The organism is Hamadaea flava, from assembly GCF_024172085.1.
Lineage (GTDB): Bacteria > Actinomycetota > Actinomycetes > Mycobacteriales > Micromonosporaceae > Hamadaea > Hamadaea flava.
Genome location: NZ_JAMZDZ010000001.1, coordinates 8681708 through 8706809, shown reverse-complemented (window position 1 = coordinate 8706809; position 25102 = coordinate 8681708). Strand labels below are relative to the sequence as shown.

The 25102-nt window shown below is 70.1% G+C and carries 24 protein-coding genes; 15 read left to right on the top strand and 9 right to left on the bottom strand.

Annotated features, from left to right (window positions below):
* Window positions 1-20: 20 nt before the first annotated feature.
* A complete protein-coding gene (locus HDA40_RS40500) occupies window positions 21-548 on the top strand; it encodes a hypothetical protein (RefSeq protein WP_253763386.1) in 528 nt (175 codons plus the stop codon).
* Window positions 549-663: 115 nt separating this feature from the next.
* Here the strand turns inward: HDA40_RS40500 and HDA40_RS40495 are convergent, their stop codons facing one another.
* Window positions 664-1245 carry a TetR/AcrR family transcriptional regulator gene (locus HDA40_RS40495; RefSeq protein ID WP_253763385.1) on the bottom strand — a complete coding sequence of 194 codons (582 nt, stop codon included), beginning with the start codon at window positions 1243-1245 and terminating at the stop codon, window positions 664-666.
* Window positions 1246-1335: 90 nt separating this feature from the next.
* Between HDA40_RS40495 and HDA40_RS40490 the strand changes: the two genes are divergently transcribed.
* Window positions 1336-1734 carry a nuclear transport factor 2 family protein gene (locus HDA40_RS40490; protein ID WP_253763384.1) on the top strand — a complete coding sequence of 133 codons (399 nt, stop codon included), beginning with the start codon at window positions 1336-1338 and terminating at the stop codon, window positions 1732-1734.
* A gap of 83 nt (window positions 1735-1817) precedes the next feature.
* On the opposite strand, the gene HDA40_RS40485 is transcribed toward HDA40_RS40490, so the two are convergent.
* Window positions 1818-2522, bottom strand: coding sequence for a hypothetical protein (locus tag HDA40_RS40485; protein ID WP_253763383.1), 705 nt, complete (start codon window positions 2520-2522; stop codon window positions 1818-1820).
* A 212-nt stretch (window positions 2523-2734) separates the two neighbouring features.
* On the opposite strand from HDA40_RS40485, the gene HDA40_RS40480 reads away from it, so the two are divergent.
* Window positions 2735-5503, top strand: coding sequence for an AfsR/SARP family transcriptional regulator (locus HDA40_RS40480; RefSeq protein WP_253763382.1), 2769 nt, complete (start codon window positions 2735-2737; stop codon window positions 5501-5503).
* On the opposite strand, the gene HDA40_RS40475 is transcribed toward HDA40_RS40480, so the two are convergent.
* The 4 genes from HDA40_RS40475 to HDA40_RS40460 all read right to left on the bottom strand — a co-directional run bounded on the left by HDA40_RS40475 (window position 5439) and on the right by HDA40_RS40460 (window position 8274).
* A complete protein-coding gene (locus HDA40_RS40475) occupies window positions 5439-5996 on the bottom strand; it encodes a hypothetical protein (RefSeq protein ID WP_253763381.1) in 558 nt (185 codons plus the stop codon). The two genes, HDA40_RS40480 and HDA40_RS40475, sit on opposite strands and share 65 nt — an antisense overlap.
* A gap of 76 nt (window positions 5997-6072) precedes the next feature.
* A complete protein-coding gene (locus HDA40_RS40470; protein ID WP_253763380.1) occupies window positions 6073-6954 on the bottom strand; it encodes a hypothetical protein in 882 nt (293 codons plus the stop codon).
* 1 nt (window position 6955) lies between these two features.
* Window positions 6956-7681 carry a hypothetical protein gene (locus HDA40_RS40465; RefSeq protein WP_253763379.1) on the bottom strand — a complete coding sequence of 242 codons (726 nt, stop codon included), beginning with the start codon at window positions 7679-7681 and terminating at the stop codon, window positions 6956-6958.
* A 155-nt stretch (window positions 7682-7836) separates the two neighbouring features.
* Window positions 7837-8274: a DoxX family protein gene (locus HDA40_RS40460; protein WP_253763378.1), complete on the bottom strand. Its 438-nt coding sequence runs from the start codon at window positions 8272-8274 to the stop codon at window positions 7837-7839.
* 138 nt (window positions 8275-8412) lie between these two features.
* Between HDA40_RS40460 and ccmA the strand changes: the two genes are divergently transcribed.
* From ccmA to HDA40_RS40430, 6 genes are all read left to right on the top strand, one after another.
* A complete protein-coding gene (ccmA, locus tag HDA40_RS40455) occupies window positions 8413-9039 on the top strand; it encodes a heme ABC exporter ATP-binding protein CcmA (protein ID WP_253763377.1) in 627 nt (208 codons plus the stop codon).
* Window positions 9036-10496, top strand: coding sequence for a DUF6297 family protein (locus tag HDA40_RS40450; protein ID WP_253763376.1), 1461 nt, complete (start codon window positions 9036-9038; stop codon window positions 10494-10496). Before ccmA ends, HDA40_RS40450 begins: the two co-directional genes overlap by 4 nt.
* A 174-nt stretch (window positions 10497-10670) precedes the next feature.
* Window positions 10671-11750 (top strand): nucleotidyltransferase family protein, encoded by a 1080-nt coding sequence (locus tag HDA40_RS40445; protein WP_253763375.1) that lies wholly within the window; start codon window positions 10671-10673, stop codon window positions 11748-11750.
* A gap of 129 nt (window positions 11751-11879) precedes the next feature.
* Complete coding sequence (locus HDA40_RS40440; protein ID WP_253763957.1) at window positions 11880-12803, top strand: ABC transporter ATP-binding protein; 924 nt, start codon at window positions 11880-11882, stop codon at window positions 12801-12803.
* A 1-nt stretch (window position 12804) separates the two neighbouring features.
* Window positions 12805-13593 carry an ABC transporter permease gene (locus HDA40_RS40435; RefSeq protein ID WP_253763374.1) on the top strand — a complete coding sequence of 263 codons (789 nt, stop codon included), beginning with the start codon at window positions 12805-12807 and terminating at the stop codon, window positions 13591-13593.
* A 12-nt stretch (window positions 13594-13605) separates the two neighbouring features.
* Window positions 13606-14394 (top strand): ABC transporter permease, encoded by a 789-nt coding sequence (locus tag HDA40_RS40430; RefSeq protein WP_253763373.1) that lies wholly within the window; start codon window positions 13606-13608, stop codon window positions 14392-14394.
* An 11-nt stretch (window positions 14395-14405) separates the two neighbouring features.
* On the opposite strand, the gene HDA40_RS40425 is transcribed toward HDA40_RS40430, so the two are convergent.
* The gene (locus HDA40_RS40425; RefSeq protein ID WP_308197844.1) at window positions 14406-15116 is read right to left on the bottom strand and encodes an NAD-dependent epimerase/dehydratase family protein; all 711 of its coding nucleotides are present in this window, start codon (window positions 15114-15116) and stop codon (window positions 14406-14408) included.
* 57 nt (window positions 15117-15173) lie between these two features.
* Window positions 15174-16481, bottom strand: coding sequence for a glycosyltransferase family protein (locus HDA40_RS40420; RefSeq protein WP_253763371.1), 1308 nt, complete (start codon window positions 16479-16481; stop codon window positions 15174-15176).
* 197 nt (window positions 16482-16678) lie between these two features.
* Here HDA40_RS40420 and HDA40_RS40415 point away from each other — a divergent pair, with 197 nt between their 5' ends.
* The 6 genes from HDA40_RS40415 to HDA40_RS40390 all read left to right on the top strand — a co-directional run bounded on the left by HDA40_RS40415 (window position 16679) and on the right by HDA40_RS40390 (window position 23419).
* Complete coding sequence (locus HDA40_RS40415; RefSeq protein ID WP_253763370.1) at window positions 16679-18055, top strand: condensation domain-containing protein; 1377 nt, start codon at window positions 16679-16681, stop codon at window positions 18053-18055.
* 16 nt (window positions 18056-18071) lie between these two features.
* Window positions 18072-19238 (top strand): cytochrome P450, encoded by a 1167-nt coding sequence (locus HDA40_RS40410; RefSeq protein WP_253763369.1) that lies wholly within the window; start codon window positions 18072-18074, stop codon window positions 19236-19238.
* Window positions 19239-19315: 77 nt separating this feature from the next.
* The gene (locus HDA40_RS40405) at window positions 19316-19579 is read left to right on the top strand and encodes an acyl carrier protein (protein WP_253763368.1); all 264 of its coding nucleotides are present in this window, start codon (window positions 19316-19318) and stop codon (window positions 19577-19579) included.
* Window positions 19576-21081, top strand: coding sequence for an amino acid adenylation domain-containing protein (locus HDA40_RS40400; RefSeq protein WP_253763367.1), 1506 nt, complete (start codon window positions 19576-19578; stop codon window positions 21079-21081). Before HDA40_RS40405 ends, HDA40_RS40400 begins: the two co-directional genes overlap by 4 nt.
* Window positions 21078-22439 (top strand): NDP-hexose 2,3-dehydratase family protein, encoded by a 1362-nt coding sequence (locus HDA40_RS40395; protein ID WP_253763366.1) that lies wholly within the window; start codon window positions 21078-21080, stop codon window positions 22437-22439. The genes HDA40_RS40400 and HDA40_RS40395 overlap by 4 nt, the downstream gene beginning before the upstream one ends.
* Window positions 22439-23419 carry a Gfo/Idh/MocA family protein gene (locus HDA40_RS40390; protein WP_253763365.1) on the top strand — a complete coding sequence of 327 codons (981 nt, stop codon included), beginning with the start codon at window positions 22439-22441 and terminating at the stop codon, window positions 23417-23419. Before HDA40_RS40395 ends, HDA40_RS40390 begins: the two co-directional genes overlap by 1 nt.
* A 50-nt stretch (window positions 23420-23469) precedes the next feature.
* Here HDA40_RS40390 and HDA40_RS40385 read toward each other — a convergent pair whose 3' ends face one another.
* The gene (locus HDA40_RS40385) at window positions 23470-25074 is read right to left on the bottom strand and encodes a glycoside hydrolase family 13 protein (RefSeq protein ID WP_253763364.1); all 1605 of its coding nucleotides are present in this window, start codon (window positions 25072-25074) and stop codon (window positions 23470-23472) included.
* Window positions 25075-25102 lie beyond the last annotated feature (28 nt).

Sequence of the window (25102 nt, the reverse complement as noted above, 5' to 3'; positions counted from 1 at the left end):
CCGGTGCCACCGTGGCGGCCATGAAGATCATCGGACATCGCTGGCCGAGCGTGGCCGGCCTGGCCGCCGCGGGGTTTCAGCTCGCGACGGGCGTGCAGCCGGAGACCGTCGCGATCACCCTGACTGTCGCGGCGCTCTGCTATCTGGGCGCGGCGGCCTTGGCACGGCCGTGGGTGGCCTGGGCCGGGATCGCGGGCGGCAGCGCGGTGGTCGTCGTGACCGAAGCGGCCGGATTCCCCTGGTGGGCCGGTGTCGGCGCCGTGGCGCTCGTGCTGGTGGGGGTGGGCTTGGTCGCGGGTGTTCCGCGACCGGCGCTGACCTGGCAGGCCGTCGCCCTGGTCGGCTACGGCGGTGTCGCGGTGACCGCGCTGCTGCTGGCGCCTCGCCTCGGCCTGATGCTCGGCGGCATCGCCCTGGCCGCTCACGCCGCCTGGGATGTCGTCCACTATCGGCGCAACCAGGTCGTGCCGCGGTCATTGGCCGAGTTCTGCGTGCTGCTCGACGTGCCGCTGGGCGTGGGAGCGATCGTGGTCGCGCTCGTCGCCTGACGGCCGAGCCGGCTCGGCTCCCCATCGGACAAACGGTCGTGCGTGATTCCGACGGTAGCTGGAACCTGGCATCATACCGACTCGTTCTCAGCTTGAACCCGGTTTGCGGGGCCTCTTACGGGGCGAGCAGCCGCAGGGTCGCCGTTCGCAGCAGCTGGGCAGCCTGGCGGATGCTCATGTGTTCGACTGCCACCTGGTCACCGGCGGCGTGACCGAGTGCGATGAGGGCGTTCACCAGCCACTCGGCGGGCTGATTCGGGTCGATTTCGCCGGACGCCTGTCCGCGCTGGATGAGCTGGGTCAACCGGTGCTGGACGTCGTGGTGACGCCGTCGGTCGTGTTCGCCCGACACGGCCGGCCGGGCGGCGTCGGCCAGCACGGGGTGTGCCCGGTACAGCTGCCAGGAGATGTCCTGGAGCCGCAGCAGCGCGGCGATCGCCGGGCCGTGATCGAGATCGGCGGCGTCCATCGCGACGGTGGCCTGTTCGCTGATCCGGTCGACGACGGCGATGAGCAGCAGGTCCCGCGACGCGAAGTGCGCGTAGACGGTCTGCCGGGTCACGCCGGCGGCCGTGGCGATCGCGGCCATGCCGGCGTCGGGCTGGCGGGCGAGCAGGTGGATGGCCGCGTCGAGGATCGCGGTGCGACTGCGTTCAGCGTCAGCGCGACGTCGCCCGCCAGCAGGAGCCGGAGACATCAGCCACATCCTTTACACGGTTGTCAGATCTATCCTCCTCACATATCTTACAACCATGTCAAGGAAATGGCCGAATGTGAGGAGCACGCCATGACTGCACATGTCACCGACAGCCCGGAACGGTTCGTCGCCGACTTCTTCACCGGCCTCACCGAGCAGGTCGTTCTAGCGGACACCGACACGGCCGAGGCGATGGCCCGGTTCTTCGCCCCCGACATCGTCCAGATCAGCGACGGCATCCACCTCGACTGGGACAAGCTGCTGGCCCACATGAGACCAGCGCGCAAGACGCTGACCGGGGGCCGGTTCAGCGTCGAGGTCCACGAGGCGGTCGCATCTGGTGACACCGTCGCCACCCGCTTCACCCTGCGCGTCGTCAGCGGCAAAGGCCGGCGTATCGACACCGAGGTGTTCATGTTCGCCAGCTTCACGCCCGACGGCCGGATGACCCGGTCTCGCCAACTGACCCGCGCCCTCGACGGCTCGTGACGCCTCACCAGACGTCGGCGGCCGCCTGAGGCCGCTGCTCGCGGTGACACGGGCGAGTGTCACCGCGAACAGCCGCATCCGCGTCAGCGCTTGACGATACTGCCGTCGATCACGCAGCTCTGATTGCCGTTGGGCAGCTTCTTGCAGTTGATGGTGCCGACGAACCAGTACCTGGAGCCATAGAGCTGGATGGCGACCTTGCGCGCCATCACGCCGGTGCCGTCGTCGCCACCACCGAGCTCACCCAGCTCACCGAGCGTGGTCTCGAGGCCGGGCTTCGCGGCGGCGAGGACACGGACTCCGGTCACCTCACCGCCGTCGAACAGCGCCGTGAGGTCGTCGGCGGTGAGGTCGTCCTCGCGACCGGCGGTGTCCAGCACGAGCGCACCGCCAGGCTCGTCGGCCCGCTCCCCGTACAGGTATTCGACGGCGCTGAGCATCTCCCGCACCTGGAGCTGGCCCTCGCGGGTGTCCACCTGGACCCCCAGGACGTCCTTGACCTGCTCCTTCACGTCGACGACGACGGTGTCGGCGGTCCCGGAGACCACCGTCTCGAAGGGGATCCAGAAGAATTCCCACTCCCCGTTGTTGCAGGTGAACACTCCGCCGCCGAGCTTGGTGCCGTGCGGCACGGTCTTCTTGCCGATCGTCTTGCCGTTGTCGTCGACGTACTCGATCACGCAGCCCTTCTTCGGGTCGGACGGCTTGTCGTCCTGTGCGTACGCCGAACCGGCGGCCGACAGGATCGCGCTCGCGATCACGCCCACGGCCAGGGCCCTGCTGAGCATCCGTTGCGCCATGCTTCCTCCCATGGAGATGTCCAATGCGTTGGCGCTGAGGACTGTGGCAGCCGAGGTTGGCGCTGGGCTGAAGCGGCGCTGAAACCGCCTCCTCCAGGCCGCCGTTCACCGTGCGTCACAACATGCTTGCTCAAAAACCGAACTGTCCGATTTCGACCACGCATGAGGTGACGCGTGGTGGAGATGGGCAGACTGTGACCATGACGCAGGTGAGGCTTCTCGGCCCGATCGAGGTTGCTTCCGCCGACGGCACGGTCACGGCGGTGCCCGGGCTGCGCCGCCGCGCCGTGCTCGCCGTCCTCGGCCTCAACCCCGGCCGGACCGTCAGCATCGACCAGCTCATCGACGTCGTCTGGGACGCCGAACCGCCGGCCACGGCGACGAACACGTTGCAGCGCAACATCTCCTACCTGCGAGACCTGCTCGGCTCCAAAAACGCCATCGTCGCCAAGCCGCCCGGCTATCTCCTGCGTACCGCGGACCTGTCCACCGACGTCGAGGAGGCGGAAAGGCTGATCTGCCAAGGCCGGCAGGCAGCCAGTCCGCAGGAGGCGGTCACCCATCTGGACGCCGCGCTCGCACTGTGGCGGGGGCCGGCGTTGGCCGACGTAGCCGAGCTGCGGTGGCTGGGCGAGCAGGCCCAGCGGCTGGGCCAGACCCAGTTCGAGGCGATCCGCACACTCGTCGACGCTCGGCTTGCCCTGGGCGAGCACGCCCAGCTCGTCCCGGAGCTGGAGCAGTTGGTGGCCGCGCGCCCGTTCGACGAAGACCTGCATCGGCAGCTGATGCTCGCGCTCTACCGCGCCGGCCGACAGGCCGAGTCGCTCGCGCGATACCAGCGGTTGAAGCGGACCCTCGCCGACGAGCTGGGCATCGATCCGGGGCAGGGCCTGCGCGACCTGGAAGCCTCGATCCTGCGTCAGGACAGCGCGCTGGACGCGCCGAGCCAGCCGTTGATCGTCGCGCCCACGGTTCGCGTACCGGCGCAGTTGCCGTTGGCGACCGCGGCCTTCGCGGCTCGGCGCGACGAGCTGAAACGGCTCGACGAGGTGATGGCACGGCGTACGGAGAACGTGTGCATCGCGATCGTCTCGGGCACGGCGGGCGTCGGCAAGACGACCCTCGCGGTGCACTGGGCGCACTCCGCGCGCCACGGATTCCCGGACGGCCAGCTGTACGCGGATCTGCGCGGCTTCGACCGGAGCGGTTCGGTCACCGAGCCCGCGACGGTTCTTCGGGCGTTCCTGGACGCTTTCGGCGTACCGCTGGAGAAGATCCCGGCGGAGATCGATGCGCTGGCCGCCCTCTATCGCAGCGTCCTTGCCGACAAACGGATTCTGGTGGTTCTCGACAACGCGCGCGACGCCGAACAGGTGCGGCCGCTGCTGCCGGGAACGCCCGGCTGCGCGGTCGCGGTGACCAGCCGCTACCAGCTCACCGCCCTCGTCACGGTGGAGGGCGCGCAGCCGGTCATCCTGGAGCCCCTCACCGACGACGAGGCACGTGACTTGTTGACGCGCCGGATCGGCAAGGATCGCGTGGCCGCGGAGGAGGCGGCGATCCAGGAGATCATCACGTGTTGCGCCCGGCTGCCGCTGGCTCTGGCGCTGGCCGCCGCGAGCTGTGTCACCCGGCCACACCTGCCGGTACGCGGCGTCGCAGCGGAGCTGCGGAAGTCGTTCGGCACCCTCGACGCGCTGCGGAACCTGGACTCCGGCACCGACATCCGGTCCATCTTCTCGTGGTCCTATCATGCGCTGAGCCCTGCTGCCGCAAGGGTTTTCCGCCTCTTGGGGCAGCATCCCGGCCCCGACTTCACCGTAGCGGCCGCCGCCAGCCTGACCGCCCTGCCGGCGGCCGACGTCCAGCAGAAGCTGGCCGAGCTGGTCCGGGCGAATCTGCTGACCGAATCCAGCCCCGAGCGCTATGGACTGCACGATCTGCTGTGGACCTACGCCGCCGATCTCGGGCGCGACGAGGACGGCTTCCCTCGCCTGCTCGATCACTACCTGCACACCGCGATGTCGGCCGCTCTGCTGCTCAACCCGCAGCGTGAACCGCCGGTCGTGCCGCCGCCGGGCCCGGATGCGACGCCGGAACGCTTGAGCAGCCGGGAAGAGGCCGCTTCGTGGCTCACCGCCGAACGCGCCGTCCTATTGGGCCTGATCAAACGCGCCGCCGCGCTCGAATACCACGAGTACGTGTGGCGGCTTGCCTGGGCGACCCTGGACCACCTCGACCGCGGCGGTCACTGGGGCGACCAGGTGGCCAATCAGCAGGCGGCGATCGAGAGCGCGAAGTGCCTCGGAGCGCGGGCCGCACAGGCCAACGCCCACTTCTACCTGGCGACCGCGTACGCCCGGATGGCGCGCTATGACGCGGCCCAAACCCAACTGGCGCAGGCGTTCGACCTGTACGCGTCCCTCGGCGACCTCGGCGACCAGGCGAAGGTCCAGTACCAGATGGGGTGGCTGTCCAACCGCCAGGGCGAGCACCAGCAGGCGGTCGGCCACGCGCGGCAGGCGCTGCGGCTGTATCGCCTCGCCGGGCAATCGATGATGGCCGCGCGGGCGCTCAATTCCCTAGGCTGGGCGTACGCATTGGGAGGCGACTTCGCCCGCGCCCGCCCCAGGTGCGAGCTGGCCTTGACCCGCATGCGCGAACTGGGCGACCTCACGTTTCAAGCCGGGACGTCGGACAGCCTCGGCTACATCTACCACCACCTCGGCGATCACGATCTTGCCATCGAGCACTTCCAGCGGGCGCTGGAGCTGTTCCGCGAGCTGGACGACCGGTACTACGAAGCCGACACGCTCAAGCACCTGGGCGACACCTATCACGCCACTGGCGATGACGGCGCCGCCCAGGTGGCCTGGAAACAGGCTTTGGAGATCCTCGAACTACTCAGACATCCGGACTCCGCGAAGGTTCGGGCTCGACTACGGACATCGGCTGATCGGAGCCGATAGAGCAGACGGTCGAATCCGAGGGCCACGGTTCGTCCGGGCATAGCACGAAAACTCGGATGTCCTTGAACTCGCAGGCACCGACGATGGCCCTGGGGTCCTGGTTCCACGTGCCGCCCGCCATGTCGCAGCGGTCTCTCAGCGGCGACGGCCACATGCGCGCGCTCACCTCGTACCCGCAGCGCACCGCCGGCGGTTCCTCGGCGTCCCTACCGCCCGGGTCCTTGCCCGCTTCCTCGCGTGCCACCGCGCAGAGGATCTCCTCGTCGCCGATCTGGCAGGCATACGTGAGCGGATCTGTCTCGTGATACTCGCCCGCGAACAAGGCGCAGATGTACCTCAAGGTCGCGGGGTCCGGTGTCCCGCCGGGCGCAGGTTCGGTCGCCTGCGCCGTCGCGGGGCCCGCCAGCCCGGCGAACACCATCGCCAGCACGGCCAGCACCCTGGTCAGTTTCACCGTGGACTCCTCCTTCATCAGGTCCGGTTCGTCGGGCACACCTTGGCACCCCGCGCTGAATCGGCGCTGAAACCGCTGGAGGGCTCCCCGACTGGAGAGCCCTCCACCTGGACGGCTAGCCCTGGTTCCCGCCGAACGCCCGCACGAGGCACCGGTAGTGCTTCCCGCCGTCCGTGGAGTGACAGGCGATCAGGATGTGGCCGAGCAAGGGCCAGTCGGACTCGATCACGATCACCGTCGTCTTCGCGTACGCGACGCCGGATTTCCCGGCCACTTCGTCGAGCGCCCAGTCAGGGCTGGGTGCTTCGACGGTGGCGGCCCGGCGCAGCGAGCCGACATCCCGCCCCGCCGCGAGGTCCTGGAGGTCCTGCTCCGATGGCTCCTCGTCGCCGACATAGGTGTCCACTCGCGCCAAGGTGAGCGAGGACATCTGGCCCGCCTTCTCGAGGCCCGCCTTCACGCCCCCCAACGTGGTGGTGCCGGCCATCGTCAGGGTCAGCCAGCCGTCACCGCCCAACCGAGCCAGCATGCACTCGCGCACGGAATGGCCCCTGGCGATGCACATGGTCAGGCACCAGTCGCGGCCCTCCGGGACGGAGGTCGCGAACAGCACGGTGGATGCACCGTCGCCACTCTCGCGGCCGTCGAACTCGCCGTCGGCGAGGTCGGCCAGCGTGGTGTCGAGCATCTCCGGGCGGCCGGGCATGGTGCCCCGCACCTGTACGCCCTCGACCTCCTTCCCCGCGACGACCGCCTCCAGCTGGTCGACGGTGAGCAGCCGGCCACCGGTGTCCACCGCGATGACCTGGTCCAGGTCGCCCAGTGGCTGCCCGGCCAACCGCTCGATCTCCCGCAGCACCTGCCCGGGGGCACCGGGCCGATCCTCGATCGTCAGCCTCGTGCCATCCCCGACGGCGCTCGAGGGGACGGCCGCGACCGTGAGACTGGCAACTGTCAGGGCGACGACGACTGCGACGCGCTTAGCGAATTGGTTCATGTCAGAACTCGCAGACCAGGTCGGCGCCGTCACCGGTCGCGGACGGTTCCAGATGGCAGTGCTCGTCGAGCCAGTCGCCGACGGCGCGAAGCTTCTTCACCACCCAGTTGAACGCGTCCTTAATCGCCCCCCAGATGCTGAAATAGACGACGGTCGTCTCCGGATCCGCGCCCTCGGCGCCGTCGACGACGTCCTTGACGGTCATCGTCTGGTCGAGCCGGTCGAACTCGCCCAGCACCCGGACGCCGGTGGTGTCCTTGCCCGCCAGGAGGGCCCGCACCTGTTCGGGTGTCCGCTGCTTGCCGTCGTCTACCGCCACGATCGCGCGATCGACGACCACCTCCTCGCCGGTGAGAGCCTGAACGAGGCGCGCCAGGTCGCGCAGCGTCATGCCTGCGCCGAGAGCCGAACCCACCAGCCGACCCGGGAAAACCTTGCCGGCGGGATCGATCTGGATCTCCAGACTCGTGACGGCGTCATCCCGGTCGAACGGATTCCGGACCAGCTTCCATTGCGCGTCAGCGCAACGGAACGGGCCGTACTCGTCTCCTTCCCGCGCGCTCGCGGTGTCGATGACCTGACCTCGCTCGTCCACGTGCTCGATCACGCACTCGCCCTTGATCGGCGTAGCGTCCCCGGCCATTGCGGGTGTGGCTGCGGCCGTGGTAGCCAGCGCCATCCCGCCGATCGCCCCAAGTACCGCCAAGCGGTACGCCAAAGGTCTCATCCGGTGCTCCCTCCCTTGCGGGCTTCCTGGTTGACGCCGGAAGCGTGCGGGAAGGCGATGGCGCGGGCCTGAATCGGCGCTGAAAGCATTTATTGCGGCCCGGCTGGGCGCGGCGGCATCGTTGCCACCGCACCCAGCCGGCTGGAGATTCCCGGTTACGCCTTCAGCGGCCGGCTCTCGCGACGGGCGGCCGGGAGGAGCGTGTCGAGGGCGAACGCGCCGGGGCCGACGATGGCCACGAGGAAGAACGACCAGCAGAACATCGCCGCGAGTTCCCCGCCGTTCTTGAGCGGCACGAGCGCGGCCGGCTGATGCACGACGAAGTACGCGTACGCCATCGAGCCGGAGCAGAGCAGGGCGGCCCATCGCGTACCGAGCCCGAGGAGCACGAGCACTCCGCCGGCCAGCTGGATCGCTGCCGCCCACCACCCGGGCCACTGCGCGAACGGGATCGTGGCGGCGTTGCCACGTGCCCCACCCAGGACGCCGAACAAGGACGCCGCGCCGTGCATCGCGAACAGCAGGCTGACCACGACGCGGAACAGGCCGATGCCGTAGGGCCGGACCCGTTCCATCGATTGCCATGAGTTCATGACCGATTGGAGCAGTCCGGCCCCGCCGCGGGTTCCGCCCGAAAGCAGCTAATTCCGTGAGCATCGTCATATTGACATACTTGGAAGTAACCGACTTACGTGACGACCTGCGGATGTGGTCGCCGGTATTCTTCAGCTGTGATCGTTGCGGTACGGGGACTCGACGTCGAGCGCGGCGGCAATCTCGTCGTGAAGGACGTCAGCTTCGGCGTCGCGCCCGGCGAAGTCGTCGCACTGCTGGGCGTGAACGGCGCGGGCAAGTCGACGATCTTGCGCTGCCTCACCGGCCTGCTGTCCCCCACCGCAGGCGAGATCGAAGTCCTCGGCAAGCCGCCCGCGGCCGACCCCGAATACTGGCGAGACGTCGCCTACGTCGCGGACGAGCCGTCCTGGTATCCGGGTCTGACCGTCCGCGAACACCTCGACCTCGTGCGGATCACGCATGCCTCGGCTGCCGATCTCGACGCCACCGTCGTAGCCTTCGGGCTCGCCGACCGGGCCGACGCAACGCCGTTGTCTCTCTCGTCCGGACAACGGCGGCGGGTCATGCTCGCTGCCGCACTGCTGCGCCCCAGCCGTCTGCTTCTGCTCGACGAACCCGAACAGGCGCTCGACAGTGGATTCCGGGCAGTGCTGGCACGCCGGCTCCGCGCGTACACCCAAGGCGGAGGCACCGTGCTGATGGCCGCCCACGACCTGGAGTTCGTCGCGGCTTGTGGTGCGCGACGCCTGACCATCGCCGATCACGCCCTCACCGCGGAATGACGGCCTTCACCCAGGCGCGGCGGCTGACCCGCGCGCACCGTTCGGCCGGCACCCTTGTCGACCGCTACACGATCCTGTTCGGCGTCACGGTCGCGTTCGGACTGATCGCCGCCCCGTTGCTGGCGGTCGTCCGGGGGCTGAGTTCCGGTCAGGCTCATCCCGAGCGGACGGTCCTGGCCGCCTCGGTGGTGCTGCTCGCCGTCACCGGCCTGACGCAGCTCGCTCGCGTCGTCGGACCGCTCGTCCTGCCGCCGTCCGATGCGCATTGGCTCCTGCTGAGCCCGCTGCCACGCCGCGCGGTTCTCACGCGAATCGCGGTGTCGCTGGCGGCGAGCGCCACGGTGGTAGGCAGCGCCGTCGGGCTGACGGCCCTCGCCGTGGTCGGCACGCCGAACACGCTGACCACCGGGGCCGCCGCAGTCACCGGAGCCTCGACGGTCCTCATCCTCGCCGTCGCCACCGTCTCCTGGCAGGCCACCCGTGCCGCGTGGCCGCGCATCGCGCTCGGCGCGGCCTTCGCCGTAGGCGAGGGGTCCGCCATCGCGTGGGCGCTCGGCCTGCGCACAAGTCCACCTTCGCCCAGCACGGGCATCGTCGTCCTCGCCACCCTCGTGCTGCTCAGCCTGGCCACAAGTCTCAGCTGGTACGCCTGGCGCCGTCTGCGCGGATTCCCCGCCGCCGCGGTGGTGGACGCGTCGCAGCGTCTCGGGTCCGCAGCCGACGCGACGATCGGCCTCGAGCCGTTCCACCTCTCACTGGTCGCCGAGGATCGATACTGGGTCGCCCGGAGGCTGCGTTCACGGGGCTGGCCCCGGCTGCGCCCGCCGTGGGCGGTGGCGCTCGCCGATGCCCGGTTGCTGGCCCGGCGACCGGGAAGGCTGGCCGTCCTCGCCGCGGCCGTCGCGTGGCCCGCCCTGCTGGCGGTCATGATCTCCGGCCGGCATATCGCGGTGATCCTGCTCCTCGGCGCGGGCACGCTGACGGCCGCCGCGGCAGGTTTGGCCGCGCTGCGGCGCGACATCGCCGATCCCGCGCTGCGCCAGATGCTCGGCATCGATCCCACGGCGGTGGACGCCGCCCGGCTCGTTCTTCCGGGACTGCTCGGCGGTGGATGGCTGACCGCCGCCCTGATCTGCGGCAGCGTATTGGGAGTCCTTCCGCCCGGGCCGTGGTGGGTCTTCGGGCCGCTGGCGGCTCCGGCCGTCGCGGTCGCCGCCCGGCGACTGGCCCGGCGAGGCCCGATCGATCACACCTCGACGCTGGTCGTCATGCCGATGACGGGATCACAGCTGCCCACCGGATGGCTCCTGTGGACGGTCAAGGGCCTCGACGTCGCAGTGGGCGGCACCCTCCCGGTGCTCCTGGCGCTCGCGACCGGGCAGCTGACCGTGCCGTGGGTCGGCGCGCAGCTGGTCGCAAGCGCCCTGGTGCTCGCCGTGGCGATCCGCTCTCGCTGAAGAGTGGGCGCGGCGAGTCGCAACGGTCATAAGGACCCAGCCGTACTCTCCCGGACAAGACCGGTATCGGCAAGGCGTCGCCGCGCAACTGCGGAACATCCTCAGTTGGCCACGGCTGCTCTACGGTGCGTGCGGACCTTTCGACGATGACACGCACACATCGGGGAGGCAGGCATGGCAGACCGCGTCACCGAGGCGGTCATCCTGGTCGGCGGGGCGGGCACGCGGCTGCGGCCGTTGACGTTGAGCACTCCCAAGCCGCTGCTGCCGGTCGGCGGGGTGCCGATCCTGGCCCATCAGCTCGCGCAGGCGCGGGCCGCCGGGATCGAGCACGTCGTGCTGGCCACGGCGTACCGGGCCGAGGTCTTCGGGGCCTATCTGGGCGACTGGGACGGCATGCGGGTGGATCACCGGTTCGAGCCGGAGCCGCTCGGCACGGCCGGCGCGGTACGGCACGCGGCCGCGGCCCTGCCTGGTGACGGCGAGTCGCTCCTGGTCGTCAACGGCGACATCCTGACCGCCCTCGATCTGCGCGGCTTCGCGGACGCGCACAGCGCCGCCGGGGCGGACGTGTCGCTGCAGCTGATCGAGGTGCCCGATCCCAAGCAGTTCGGCTGTGTGTCGGTCGACGACACCGGACGTGTGCAGGCGTTCGTCGAGAAGCCCGCCGACGAGGATTACGGCGGCAAATACGTCAACGGCGCCATGTACGCCTTCCGGCGCGACCTAGTCGCGGCGATCCCCGGCGACCGTCCGGTGTCGACGGAGCGCGAGGTCTTTCCGCGGTTGCTGGCCAGGGGCGCGCATCTCCGCGGGCATGTCTGCACCGAGTACTGGTCGGATCTCGGTCGCCCGGAGTCGCTGGTACGCGCGTCGGCCGACACCGTCCTCGGGGTGATGCGATCACCGGTCAGTGGCGTAGCCGGACAGTTCCGGCTGATGCCCGGCGCAGTCGCGGCCGGCGTACGGCTGTCCGGTGGCACCGTCATCGGCGAGGACGCCCGGGTCGAACCGGGGGCCTCCGTCGAGGCGAGCATCGTCCGCGCCGGTGCGCACGTCGGTTCGGGTACGCAGATCCGCGACAGCATCGTCGGCGTCGGGGCGAGCATCGGCGCGAACTGTGTCCTCGACGGTGTCGTGGTCGGCGACAACGCCAGCGTCGGAGCCGGCAACGAACTGCGACAGGGCCTGCGGGTCTGGCAGGACGCGGTGCTCGCCGACGGTGCGGTCAGGTTCGCCGAACGCCTCGACTGAACGCCTTCGGTCTCGATAGTGTCGCGCTGCGCGGAGCACTGTGCGGCAAGCAGGCCCGTGACGGTCCAGCGCAGCCCGGCCGAGGAGCACCACGGAGTGGCAGTGAACACGGTCGCCCACGGCGAGCCCATGGTGTTGGCGCGCGGCCTGCGCAAGACCCATCAGAGCAAGGGCACGGCGGCGGTGCCCGCGGTCGACGGCATCGATCTGGAAGTGCGCCGCGGCGAAGTGTTCGGCATCCTCGGGCCGAACGGCGCCGGCAAGTCCAGCACCATGCGGATGATCGGCTGCACCTCGCCGGTCAGCTCGGGCCTGCTGCGCGTCCTCGGCGCCGATCCGGCCGTGGACGACGCCTGGATCCGCTCACGGCTGGGTGTCGTGCCGCAGGACGACTGTCTGGATCAGGAACTCAGTGTCCGCGAGAACATCGTCGTGTTCGGCCGCTACTTCGGCATCCCCAAGACGGTCCTCGGCGAGCGGGCCGCCGAACTGCTGGCCTTCGTGCAGCTGACCGAGAAGGCCGACGCCAAGGTCGGTGAGCTGTCCGGCGGGATGCGCCGCCGGCTGACCATCGCCCGGGCGCTGGTCAACGAGCCCGATCTGGTGATGCTCGACGAGCCGACGACCGGCCTCGACCCGCAGGCCCGGCATCTGTTGTGGGACCGCGTCTTCCTGCTCAAGGAGCGCGGTGTCACGCTGCTGCTGACGACGCACTACATGGACGAGGCCGAGCAGTTGTGCGACCGGCTGGTCGTGATGGACGCCGGTCGGATCGTCGCCGCCGGATCGCCCCGGGAACTGATCGAGGCACACGTCACCCGGGAGGTGGTGGAGCTGCGATTCCCCCGGTCGGAGCTGTCGGCCGCAGCCGAGAAGCTTCGGGCGGACCGCCTGGAGAAGCTGCCCGACCGGTTGCTCGTCTACGCCGCCGACGGCGAGGCCGCCTTGCGTGACGTGCACGCCCAGGGACTGGAACCGACGTCTGCGCTCGTCCGCCGGTCCACACTGGAGGACGTCTTCCTCACCCTGACCGGCCGCACCCTGGTCGACTGACATGACTGCGACGACCACCGCGGCCGCGCGTACGCTGCGCGGGCTGGGGTACTGGCTGTACCGCTACCGGCGGACCTGGCGGGGTGCGCTGGTCATGGCGGTGTTCAACCCGCTGATCTTCCTGCTCGCCATCGGTGTGGGTCTCGGGCACATCGTCGACACCACCGGCGGACTGCCCAGCGGGCAGCCATATCTGGACTTCTTCGCCCCCGGACTGCTGGCCGCCTCGGCGATGCAGACGGCGCTCATCGACTCCGGCGGCGTCGTGCGCCTCGCCGCGATGACCGGCGGCGCGTACAAGGCCGCCATGAACAGCCCGCTGCGGCCGGCTGAGATCTTCGTCGGCCACCTGCTGTACGTCGGCGTACTGAGCGCGCTCAACGCCTCGTTCTTCGTCGCCGTGATGGCCGTGCTGGAGATCACCGGTTCCCCATGGGCGCTGGCGATGGTGCCGGTGGGCGTACTCACCGGGGTGGCGTTCGCGGCCCCGATGGCGGCGTTCTCGATCATCGTGCCGAATCCGGAGAACATCTCGCAGATCTACCGGTTCGTGATGCTGCCGCTCTACCTGTTCTCGGGCACCTTCTTCCCGGTCGAGACGCTGCCCGCGGCGGTCCGCCCGCTCGCCCAGCTCCTGCCGCTGTGGCACGCCGTCACCTTGTGCCGGGCCCTGAACGAGGGCACCGCCACCCTGCTCGGCTCGGCCGGCCATGTGGCGTACCTGGTGGTGATGGCCGCGGCCGGACTGATCGGCGGCCGGATCGCCTACCGCCGGGTCCTGCACCCATAGGAGGACTGAGCCGTGACGACGACAGCGATCCCAGGACGGCGCCGGCCCGGCGCCCGCGCACCGCTGCTGCTCGAACGCCACCTCCTGGTGAACACCCGGACCTGGGTGAACCTCGCGTTCGAGCTGTTCGAGCCGCTGCTCTACCTGCTCGCGATCGGCTTCGGGCTGGGCACCGTCATCGGCTCCGTGGCCGGTTCCGGGGTGCCCTACGCGGCGTACGTGGCACCCGGGCTGCTCGCCGCGGCCGCGATGAACGGCGCGTTCGGCGAGACCACGTTCCGGGTGTTCCTTCGCATCCGCCACGAACGGTTCTACGACTCGATCCTGGTCACCCCGCTGAGCGTCGCCGACGTGGCGATCGGGGAGGTCGTCTGGGCGATGCTGCGTGCCGTCGTCGCCGCCACCGGGTTCCTGGCCGCCAGCGCCGTTCTCGGCCTGCTGCGTTCGCCGTGGGCGGTGCTCGCCGTACCGGCCGCGGCGCTGATCGGCTTCGCGTTCGGCAGCGCCGGCCTCTACGCGACGACCTACCTTCGCAATTGGCAGGACTTCCAGTACATCCAGCTCGTCATGCTGCCGATGTTCATGTTCGCCACCACGTTCTACCCGCTGTCGGTCTACCCCGCCGGACTGCGGCCGGTCATCGCGGTGCTGCCGCTCTACCAGGCCATCGAGCTGGTCCGTGGGGTGGCGCTCGGCAGCTTCAGCCCGGGCCTGCTCGTCGCCGTCGCGTACCTCGGCGGGCTCGGCGTGGTCGCCCTCTCCCTGGCGGTCGGCCGCCTGCGCGGCCAGCTGCGCCCGTAGGCACGCGGCACCTACGACTGCACGACCGTCGACTCCAGGTAGCGATCGATGACCGGCCGGAAGTAGTCCGGCCCGAACCGCATGCCGTCCACGGCCGGCACCAGCCGCCGCAGCTTCTCGATCGACACCTCATGCCGGTTCGGGCGGTCCACATATTCGCGGACCACCGGCCGGTCGGGCCGCAGCCGGCTCTCCACGTGGTCCAGCACCTCCTCCACGGGTACGCCGACGCCGGTGGCGACGTTCACCACCTCGTTGACCACACACGACTTCAGCAGGCTGTCCACGATCGTCACCACGTCGGCGACGTCGATGAGATCCCGGTGCGCCCCACGAAAGACCTGGATGTGGCCCGCTGCGATCTGGCGTACCAATGCGGGCAGAAGCTGGTGCGGCGGCTGGCCGACGCCGATCGTGTGGGACAGGCGCAGCAGCAGGTGGTCCGCGCCGCTGGCGGTGACGACGCCCTCCAGCGCGAGCTTGTGCCGGCCGTACGGGTTGGTGGGGTAGACCGGGTCGCGCTCGCGGCCGGTGCTGCCCTGCCCGCCGTACATGCTCGACGACGACGTGGAGAAGTAGACGATTCGGCGGCCGTGGGCGACGCAGCTGCGCAGGACCGAGTAGAGCAGCTCCGCCTCGCGGGCGAATTCGCCTTCGCCGACCGCGCTGACACTCGACACGCCCGCCGCGAAGACCACGGCGTCGGGGTGGCGGTCCGCGATCGGCTGGAGGCTGTGGGCGAGGAATCCGTGGCCGATGATCTCGATGGCGCCGCTCCCCTACGCTCGCGGCTCGGCGGACCGGCCGATCACCGTGAAGTGGCGGTCGACCATCTCGGTGAACGAACGCAGCCAGTTGGTCCGGTAGTCGCGGGTGCGGCGGGTCCGTTCCAACGCGGCCACGCTCATCGCGGCCCGCTCCGCCGGTGGCATCTCGACCACCGAGCGCAGCGCCTCGGCGACCCCGGCGACGGTGCGCTCCTTGGCCATCACCCCGTCCACGCCGTCGTCGATCAACTCCGGATAGACCCCGGCCGGTACGCCGACCACGACGAGCCCGGTGCCGCCGTTCATGAGCGTCGCCTCGTTGCCGGTGATGGACGCCGATTCGCGTTCGGACAGGAAGACCGCGGCCAAGGTACGCGGCCATTGGCAGAACGCCGCCAGCACACGATCGTCCTGGCCGGACAGCAGCAGCCCGGGCGAGCCCAGCGACCGGTTGTACTCCTCCAAGGCCGGGTTAGGGCGAGGGTTGAGCACGACCGGGAGCACGCCTTTTTCCTGAGCCGCCGCGTCGAGGAACAGCTCGAAGCCTTTCTCCCGGACGCCCCGGCCCCAGCTGATCATGAGGTCGCGATCCAGCGGTACGCCCAGCGATCGCAGGATCGCCTCGACCTCGTCCGGCGGGATGCGGTCGAACTTCGGCGAGTCCTGCCGGATCCCGTTGTACGCGAACAGCGTCTTGCCGTCCGGGATGCCGTAGACCTGCTGGTACTGGTCCCGCATCCACTCCGACTCCCAGCCGATCGTCACGCGTTCGTCGTGCCGGGCCAGGTGTCCCATGACCGAGTCGGCGTAGGTCTCGGGCAGTTCGGCGTCGCCGCCCGCGTTCAGCACCGGATTGTGGGTCAGGTGGACGTAGGTGGCCGGGATCTGGAACTGGTCGGCCGCCCGGATGACGAACCGGGCCGCCATGGCGAACATGCTCATCCCGGAGATCACCAGGACCGAGTCGGCGTCCTCGGCGACCGACAGCATGACCTGGCCGCCGGCCGCGCCCATGGCGACGCAATGCTCGAAGTGGTCCATCTCCCACGGGTGCGCCCGGGGGTCGGCCATCCGGTGGTAGCGGACGTCGCCGTCGCGGAGCCACCGCTGCTCGGCGTACGCCCATCGGACGGGGTCGTAGCCGGAGTTCGAGGCTCGCTCGGCGATGTGCCAGCGCACCGTCGCACCCCGCGCCTGCGCGATCTGCACCGCCTCGGAACGCAGGTCGAGCACGTCGTGTACGACGCGGGCGACCCCGCCGTCGACCTGGCGGAAGCCTTCGTTGGTGAAGATGAGCACAGCTAGACGATGGTCGCCCATGCAACAACCTCCGTGGTGGGACGCACCGGCCAGATCGCAGCCTGCCGACCGCGTCGCGGACCGTCAATACCAGCACGTGAACGGTCAGCAGCAAGGGTTTCGACGATTGCGCACACCCGGACCGGCTGGTTAGCGTTCCGGCGCATGCGGTCCTGAGGGGAGGCTCACTGTTGGCGGGATCAGGCTCGGCGAAGGAAGTGCGCCGCGGCGGCCTCACGTGGGCGCAGCAGCTGTGGACCCGTTGGGTGCCGGTCGACGAGACAGCGTCCTTTGAGGACAACTTGACCGTCGTGCTGCCCGTACGCCCCGTGCCGGTCGCCGTCGCCGAGGCCGCCGTACGCGACGTGCTCCACCGCCACGAGGGCCTGCGTACGCTCATCGACCGCGCCCCCACGCCGTACGCCCACGTCCAGCGGGCTTTCGCGGTGGACGGTCTGACGGACGTCGTCGTCGCAACCGACGAGGACCCCGAGGGCAGTGTCTACTCGACCGCGGCCAACCTGAGCTTCGTCATCGGTGAGGACTTTCCGGCTCGGTTCGTGTTGTTCCGCCGGGGTGGAACGGTTTCCGAGATCGGCCTGGTCGTCGACCACTCGGCGACCGACGCGTGGGGATTTCAGGTCCTGCAGCACGACGTCACGCTGGCGGTGGCCGGGCGTGCCGACGGACTCGAGGATCCGTTCGCCGGCGAACCGGCGGCGGCGCAGCCGATCGACACCGCCGCGGCCCAGGACACGGCGGACGGCGTGGCGGACAACCGCCGGGGCCTGGAGATCTGGCGGCAGCAGGCGCGTCGGCTTCGAGCGGCGCTGGGCGACTGGACCTGGGACGACGGCGCCGCGGCCCGCTTCGGTCGGCGCGACGAGTCCGGAGCCAAGCACCACATCGGTTTCCTCGCCACCGACGACCTCGCACCGGCGCTGACGGCGTTGACCGAGCGGCACCGGATCGGGCCGCCGGCCATCCTGCTGACGGCGTACGCCTATGCGATCGCGGCGGTGGAGAACCTGCCGGCGGTCGGCGTCTACGCGGTGAGCGCCAACCGGCTGTCGCTGCCCGTGAAGTCGTCCGTTCGCTTCTCGGCCATGCCCGCGCCGGTCGTCGTGCCGGTACGCGCAGCCGGCCCGACCGAGGCCGACGTGCACGACGTCGCGACGCAGATCTTCCACAACCACCGGGCGGCCAACGTGGACTCCGCCGTCGCCGCGCGCGACGTCGAGGAGATCCTCGGCGACCGCTACGGCACGGCCGCCGCGTTCCCGATGTTCAGCTACGTCACCGATCCGGTCCTGGGCACGACAGCCAACCAGCGGTCGTTCAGCCGGGAACGCCTGGCGTACCAGGAACCGGAGCAGCAGGGCGTGGTGACGTTCGCCGAGCCCCGGCTGCGCGGCCCCCGGCACATGCTGTCGGTCCAGCGGACGGGCGGCTCGGCGCTGCTGATGCTGCGCTGGAACGAGCACACCGGCTGGAACGGCTTCGCCGAGGCGATGCTGTGGCACGTGCACGACATCGTTCGCTGGGCAGCCGACGGCTTCGGCGGCGAGCCGCCGGCGTTCGGCCGGGCCCGCTGAGCCGGACGGAGCATCGATGACCACCATGGGGGACGGGTCGCCACCGCTGGACTTCGACGACCACACGTTCCAGACCGAACCGTGGCCGGTGTATGACTGGTACCGCCGTAACTCGCCGGTGCACTGGTCGCCCCAGCTGAGCGTCTACTTCGTGTTCGGCTACGCCAACGTGCGGACCGTGCTGGGGTCGCCCGGGTTCAGCACCTACCACCCGTTCCGGCGCAGCCGGCCGACCTTCGGAGTGTCGCTTCTCGACACTGAGGGCGCCGAGCACGACCGGCTGCGGTCCGCGCTGGCCGGCTCGTTCCGGCCACCGGCGATCCGGGCCCACGTGGAACAGATGGTCACCCCGATCGTGGAGCAGCTGCTCGACGAGGTGTTCGCGGACGACCCCGAGCTGATCCCGGCCACGCTCGCCCGCGAACTGCCGATGCGGGTCATCTGCGGGGTCCTCGGGCTCCCGGCGGCCGACACCGGCTTGCTCCATCGACTCATGGATCCGCTGATCGACTACGTGGACCACGCACCGGTCTCGCTGTCGCACGTCATGTCGCACCGTGACGAGCTGCGGGCGTACCTGGAACGGCGCATCGCGGCGGCTGGTGCCGGGAGCGGCCTGCTCGCCCTGCTGCGCGAGGAGACCGACCTCGGCCCCGCCGAGATCATCAGCAACTCGATGCTGCTGATGGCGGCGGCCACGAAGACCACCGGCGCGTCGATCGTCAACCTCCTGGCCCGGGTCGGCACGACACCCGGCACCCTGCCCGGCCCGCACGACACCCCCGCACAGGTCACCGCCACCGTCGTCGAGACGTTGCGGCACGAGCCACCCCTACATGTGACCCTGCGGTACGCCACCGACGACGTCACCATCGCCGGAACCACGATCCCCCGCGGTGCGCCGGTGCAGGCCTGCATCGCCAGCGCCAACCGGGACCCAGACGCGTACGCCGACCCGGACCGGTGGCAGCCGGGCCGTGCCGGACCGCTGCCGCTCACCTTCGGCTACAGCCGCCATCACTGCCTCGGCAGCGGGCTCGCTCAGGCCGAACTGGAGACCATGCTGACCTCGCTCGGCCGGCGGTTGAGCGACCTCACCGTCACCGCACCCGATCGGCCCGTGCCCCAGGGCCGCACGTTCCGGCTCGTGCCCGGCCTCCGGATCGCCTTCTCGACGCGTTGACCCCTGCCATTCCGTTCCCCCACCGCGACCCGTTCCCCACCGCGACCCGATTCCCACTGCGACCAGGAGCCGCCGGCATGGCCACACCGACCACCGACCAGATCACCAGCACGCTGATCCGGATCCTCTGCGACATCAAGGGCCGCGACGTCGCACCCGACCTGGCCGACGACGACAACGCGTTGCGGGCGCTCAACCTCGACTCGCTGGACACGGTCGAGCTCTCGGTACGCCTGGAGAAGGACTTCGGCGTCGAGTTCGGCAAGGACCCGGCCGACCTGGCGGCGCTGGAGAGCCTGCCCGGCCTGGCGGGACTCGTCCGGGGCCGGATGCCCGCATGAGTGCGTTCCTGCGTTCCCTGGCCGCGTCCGCCGACCATCGGCCGGACCAGGTCGCGCTGATCGGACCCGATGCCACCCTGACCTACGCCGAGCTTCATCGTGACAGCACGGCTGCGGCGGCTGGCTTGGTGGCGGCGGGCGTACGCCCCGGCGACTTCGTGGCCCTGCACGCGGAGAAGACGGCCGCCTCCATCGTCGGGCTGATCGGGGTCATGCGCGCCGGCGCCGCCTATGTGCCGTTGGATCCGACCGCGCCGCCGGCTCACCGCGTCGGACTGCTTGACGACTGCGCGGCCCCGGCGATCCTGTGCACCGCCGCCCGCGCCGACGCACTAAGGGCGGGCGTACCGGTGTCCGTGCTGGCGGTCGAGGATCTCGTCGCCCGGGGACGCGGCGAGACCGCCCCGGAGATGCCGGACGATCCCGAGTGCATCGCGTACATGATCTACACCTCGGGCAGCACCGGGCGGCCGAAGGGCGTACGCATCCCGCATCGCGCGCTGGACGCGTTCGTCGCCGGGGTCGTGCCGTCGCTCGGCTTCACCGCGGATTCGCGCTGTCTCAACACGCTGCCGCTGCATTTCGACGGCTCCATCGTGGACCTGATCGTGCCGCTGGCGGTGGGGGCACGGTTGACCCTCGGTCCTGCGGTGATGGTCCCGTCGCTGGTCGTGGACATCATCGAGAGCCAAGAAATCACGCACTTGACCGCGATCGGGTCGACGCTGACGCTGCTCGCCCAGCGAGGCGAGCTGGCCGCCCGAGACCTGAGCGCGCTGCGGATGGTGCTCACCGGCGCCGAGATCGTCCACCCCGGCTCGGTGCAGACGTGGCTGGCGGCGGCCCCGAACCTGACCGTGTTCAACGGCTACGGCCCGACCGAGACCACCGTCATCGTCACCGCGCAGCGGATCACCGACCGCGAGCCGGGCCGGACGCGGGCGTACGCCATCGGGCCCGAACTGCCCGGTTGCCACATCTGCTTCCTGGACGCCGACGGCGTCAGCACGCCGGACGGGCCGGGCGAGCTGATCATCGCGGGCGACCAGCTGATGGCCGGCTATCACGAGCGGCCCGACGAGGAGCGGCGGGCGTTCGTCGAGGCGCACGGCGAGCTGCACTATCGCAGCGGCGACATCGGCAGCCGGAGCGCGGACGGCGCGATCCACTACGACGGTCGGCGCGACGACGAGGTGAAGATCCGCGGCAACCGGATCAACCTCAACGAGGTCAAGCGGGGTTTGGAGAGCCATCCCGGCGTGGGGCAGGCGTTCGTGGAGGCCGTGCCGGACGGAGTCGGCGGGCTCCAGCTGGCCTGTGCCGTCACGGTTCTGGACGGCCTCGGCGCGGACCTCGTACGCCGTCTCGAAGCGCACTGCGCCCAGGTGTTGCCCCGGTACATGGCTCCGCGCAGCTATCACGTGCTCGAGACGCTGCCGAAGCTGCCCAGCGGCAAACCGGACCGAGGCCGGATTCGAGCGCTGCTGAGCCCGGAACCGTGACCCGGGCCATGTTCGACGACCTCGCCGAGTTCTACGCCTGGTTCGCCGAACAACACGACCGCGAGGCCTACCGGACCGAGCAGATCCCGGTCGAGGACGCGGCGGCCTGGCGGGCCGAGACCGGCACGGGCAACATCGTTCACGACAGCGGCAAGTTCTTCTCGATCCAGGGCCTGCACGTCGAGACCGATCACCGGGACACGCCGGCCTGGCGGCAGCCGATCATCGTGCAGGACGAGATCGGCATCCTCGGCCTGCTGGTCAAGGTCGTCGACCGGACCGTCTACTGCCTCATGCAGGCCAAGATGGAGCCGGGGAACATCAACGTCGTCCAGCTCTCCCCCACCGTGCAGGCGACGCGGAGCAACTACACCCGAGTCCACGGCGGTGCCACCGTGCCGTATCTGGACCACTTCGTCGCGCCGCGCTCGGGGCGTACCGTCTTCGACGCCTTGCAGTCCGAACAGGGATCGTGGTTCTACCAGAAGCGCAACCGCAACATCATCATCGAGATCGACGGCGAGGTCCCGCTCCGCGACAGCTTCTGCTGGCTCAGCGTCGACCTCGTGATCGAGCTGCTGAAGGTGCCCAACCTGGTGAACATGGACTCGCGTACGGTGCTGTCCGGGCTCCCCTACGCCCTGCCCGGCCCGATCTCGTTGCGCAGCCGCTTCGCCGGTCCGGCGGTGCACCGCTTCCAGCACATCCTCAGCTGGCTGTGCGAGGCCAAGACCCGCTACCGGCTGTATCAGGAGCTGATCCCGCTCGCCGAGGTCCCGCACTGGCACTGGTCCGACGGCCGGCTGGTCCACGGCGAGGGCCGCTTCTTCTCGGTGATGGCGGTCGACGTCACGGCCGCCAGCCGTGAGGTGACGGCCTGGTCGCAGCCGATGCTGGCGCCCATCGACCGGGGACTGGTCGGCTTCCTCGGGCGCAGCATCGACGGCGTGTTCCACGTGCTGGCCCACGCGCGTACCGAGGCGGGAACCCGCGACATCGTCGAGATCGGACCGTCGGTGGCGTGCAATCCGGCCAACTACGCCCGAGGGTCCCACTCTCGCCGGCCGGTGTTCCTCGACGTGCTGCTCGGCGACGGCGATGTCCTGGTCGACGTCGTGCATTCCGAGGAAGGCGGCCGGTTCTACCACGCCGAGAACCGCTACCTGGTGGTCGACGTCGGCGAGGACTTCGACCTCGACGTGCCCGACGACTACTGCTGGCTGACGATCGAGCAGCTGAGCCGGTTCGTCCGCTTCGGCAACCTCGTCAACGTCTACGCCCGGTGCCTGATCAGCTGCATGGTCGGACTGTCCGAACCCGCTCCCCGCGACCGCTCGAAGTCCTTCGGGGCCCGCTGATGGGACACGCGCTCCGCCTCGGGGTGCTCGGCTGCGCCGACATCGCCGAACGGCGTACGCTGCCCGCCGCCGCGACCGTCCCCGGTATCGAGATCGCCGCGATCGCAAGCCGCGACGCGGCCAAGGCCCAGCGGCTCTGCACCCTGTTCGGCGGCCGACCGGTGGCAGGCTATGACGCGCTGCTCGCCCGGAACGACGTCGACGCCGTCTACATTCCACTGCCACCCTTGCTGCATCGGGACTGGGTGGACAAGGCGCTGCGGGCGGGAAAGCACGTGCTCGCGGAGAAGCCGCTCACCACGTCGCGCGTGGACGCCGCAGCGCTGTTCGCACTGGCCGAGGAACAGCGCCTGGTGCTGCTGGAGAACTACATGTTCCTCCATCACTCCCAGCATACACACGTACGCGACCTGCTGGCCCAGGGCGCGATCGGTGCCGTGCGCGAGTTCTGCGGCGCTTTCACGATCCCACCGAGGCCGGCCGGCGACATCCGCAACGATCCACGTACCGGCGACGGAGCGCTGCTGGACATCGGCGGCTACCCGATCCGCGCCGCGGCCCACTTCCTGCCCGGACCGCTCGCCGTCCGGGGTGCCGTCATGCGCACGAGCACGCAGACGACCGTGGTGACCGGTGGCTCGATCCTGCTCGGCAACGACCTCGGCATGGCCGCGCAGCTGACCTTCGGCATGGAGCACTCCTACGTGTCCCGCTACGAGTTCCGGGGCAGCACCGGCCGGTTGTGGCTCGACCGGGCGTTCACGCCACCGCCCGACCTGGCTCCTGTCGTCCACCTGGAAACCGCCGACGGCACGCGAACCGTCACGCTGCCTCCGGACGACCAGTTCGCCAATGTCCTGGCCGCCTTCGCCGCCGCCGTCACCGCAGGCTCGACGCCGCCGCCCTGGCGTGACGGCAGCATCCAGCAGGCCACGCTGATCGATCAGGTCGCCCGGATCGCGACCGTCGTGCCCATCTGACCCGTCCGGCACCGCGCGTCACCGCACCCTCCGCTGCCGGACGGGCACGGTCAGGTTCGGAGCCAGACGGTGGTGTCGACCGGCAACCGCCCACCCGCCGGCGGCGCGCTGGCCAGGATCACCTCGCGGTGCGGCGGCAGTTCCACCGGCTCGCCGCCCAGGTTGACGACACAGGCGAAGTCATCGTCGCCACGGGCGAAGGCCAGGACCTCGGGCGCAGCCGGCAGCCAGCTCATCCGCCCGTCGCCGAGGCTCGGCGAGGCTGAGCGCAGCCGGAGCATGCGCCGGTAGAACTCCAGCATCGACTCCGGGTCCCCGGTCTGCGCCTGCACCGAGTACGCCTTCCACGCGGCCGGCTGCGGCAGCCACGGCGGGGCCGCGTCGGCGGCGCTGAAGCCGAACGGCGGCGCGTCGCCCGACCACGGCAGCGGTACGCGGCAGCCGTCCCGGCCGGGGTCGACCTGGTTGGACCGGTGGAACATCGGGTCCGTACGCAGCTCGAAGGGGATGTCCTCGACCTCGGTGAGGCCCAGTTCCTCGCCCTGGTACAGGTAGACCGACCCGGGCAGCGCCAAGGCGAGCATGATGGCCGCCCGCGCGCGGCGAGCGCCGAGCTCGACGTCGACCGGAGTGTCATGACGGCGGGTGGCGACGCTGAACGCGGTGTCCGCCCGGCCGAACCGGCTGACCACGCGGGTCACGTCGTGATTGTTGAGCACCCAGCTCGCCGCCGCGCCGACCTCCGCATGGGCGGCCAGCGTCTCGTCGATCACCTTACGCAGCCGTGCAGCACCCCACTCGCTGCACAGGAACTCGAAGTTGAACGCACCGTGCATCTCGTCAGGGCGCAGGTAATTGGCGAAACGCACCGGGTCGTAGAGCCACACCTCGCCGATGAGCGCCCGGTCGCCGCCGTACTCCTCCGCGACCCGCCGCCACCGGCGGTACACGATGTGCGCGTCGTCGCGATCGGAGTACGGGTGCTCCTCGACAGCCGCCACCTCGGGAAGGTTCGGATCCTTGTCGACCAGCGGCGCCGAGTCGATGCGGATGCCGTCGACCCCACGGTCGAACCAGAACCGGAGAACGTCGTCGAAGTACTCGATCACCTGCGGATGGCGCCAGTTGTAGTCCGGCTGTGAAGCGTCGAACAGGTGCAGGTACCACTCGCCGTCCGGCACCCGGGTCCAGGTCGTGCCGGCGAACGGCGACACCCACGTGTTCGGGGCGATCTCGCCGTGCTCGCCCAGTCCTGGGCGGAAGTAGAACAGGTCCCGCTCCGGCGCGCCCGGCCCGGCCGCGAGCGCCGTCCGGAACCACGGATGGTCGGTCGACGCGTGGTTGGGCACGACGTCGATGATCACCTTGATGCCGACCGCATGCGCCTCCTGGATCAGCGCCTCGGCGTCGGCGAGCGTACCCAGGGTGGGGTCGATGTCGCAGTGGTCGGCCACGTCGTAGCCGCCGTCGGCCATCGGCGACCGGTACCACGGGCTGAACCAGACGGCGTCGACCCCGAGATCGCGCAGGTACGGCAGCCGCGACCGGAAGCCGTTCAGATCGCCGACCCCGTCGCCGTCGGCGTCGGCGAAGCTGCGCGGGTACACCTGGTAGATGACAGCATTGCGCCACCAGTCGGATGCGTTGTCGGACACGGACTTCCTCCGGCGATGAGGGACGGCT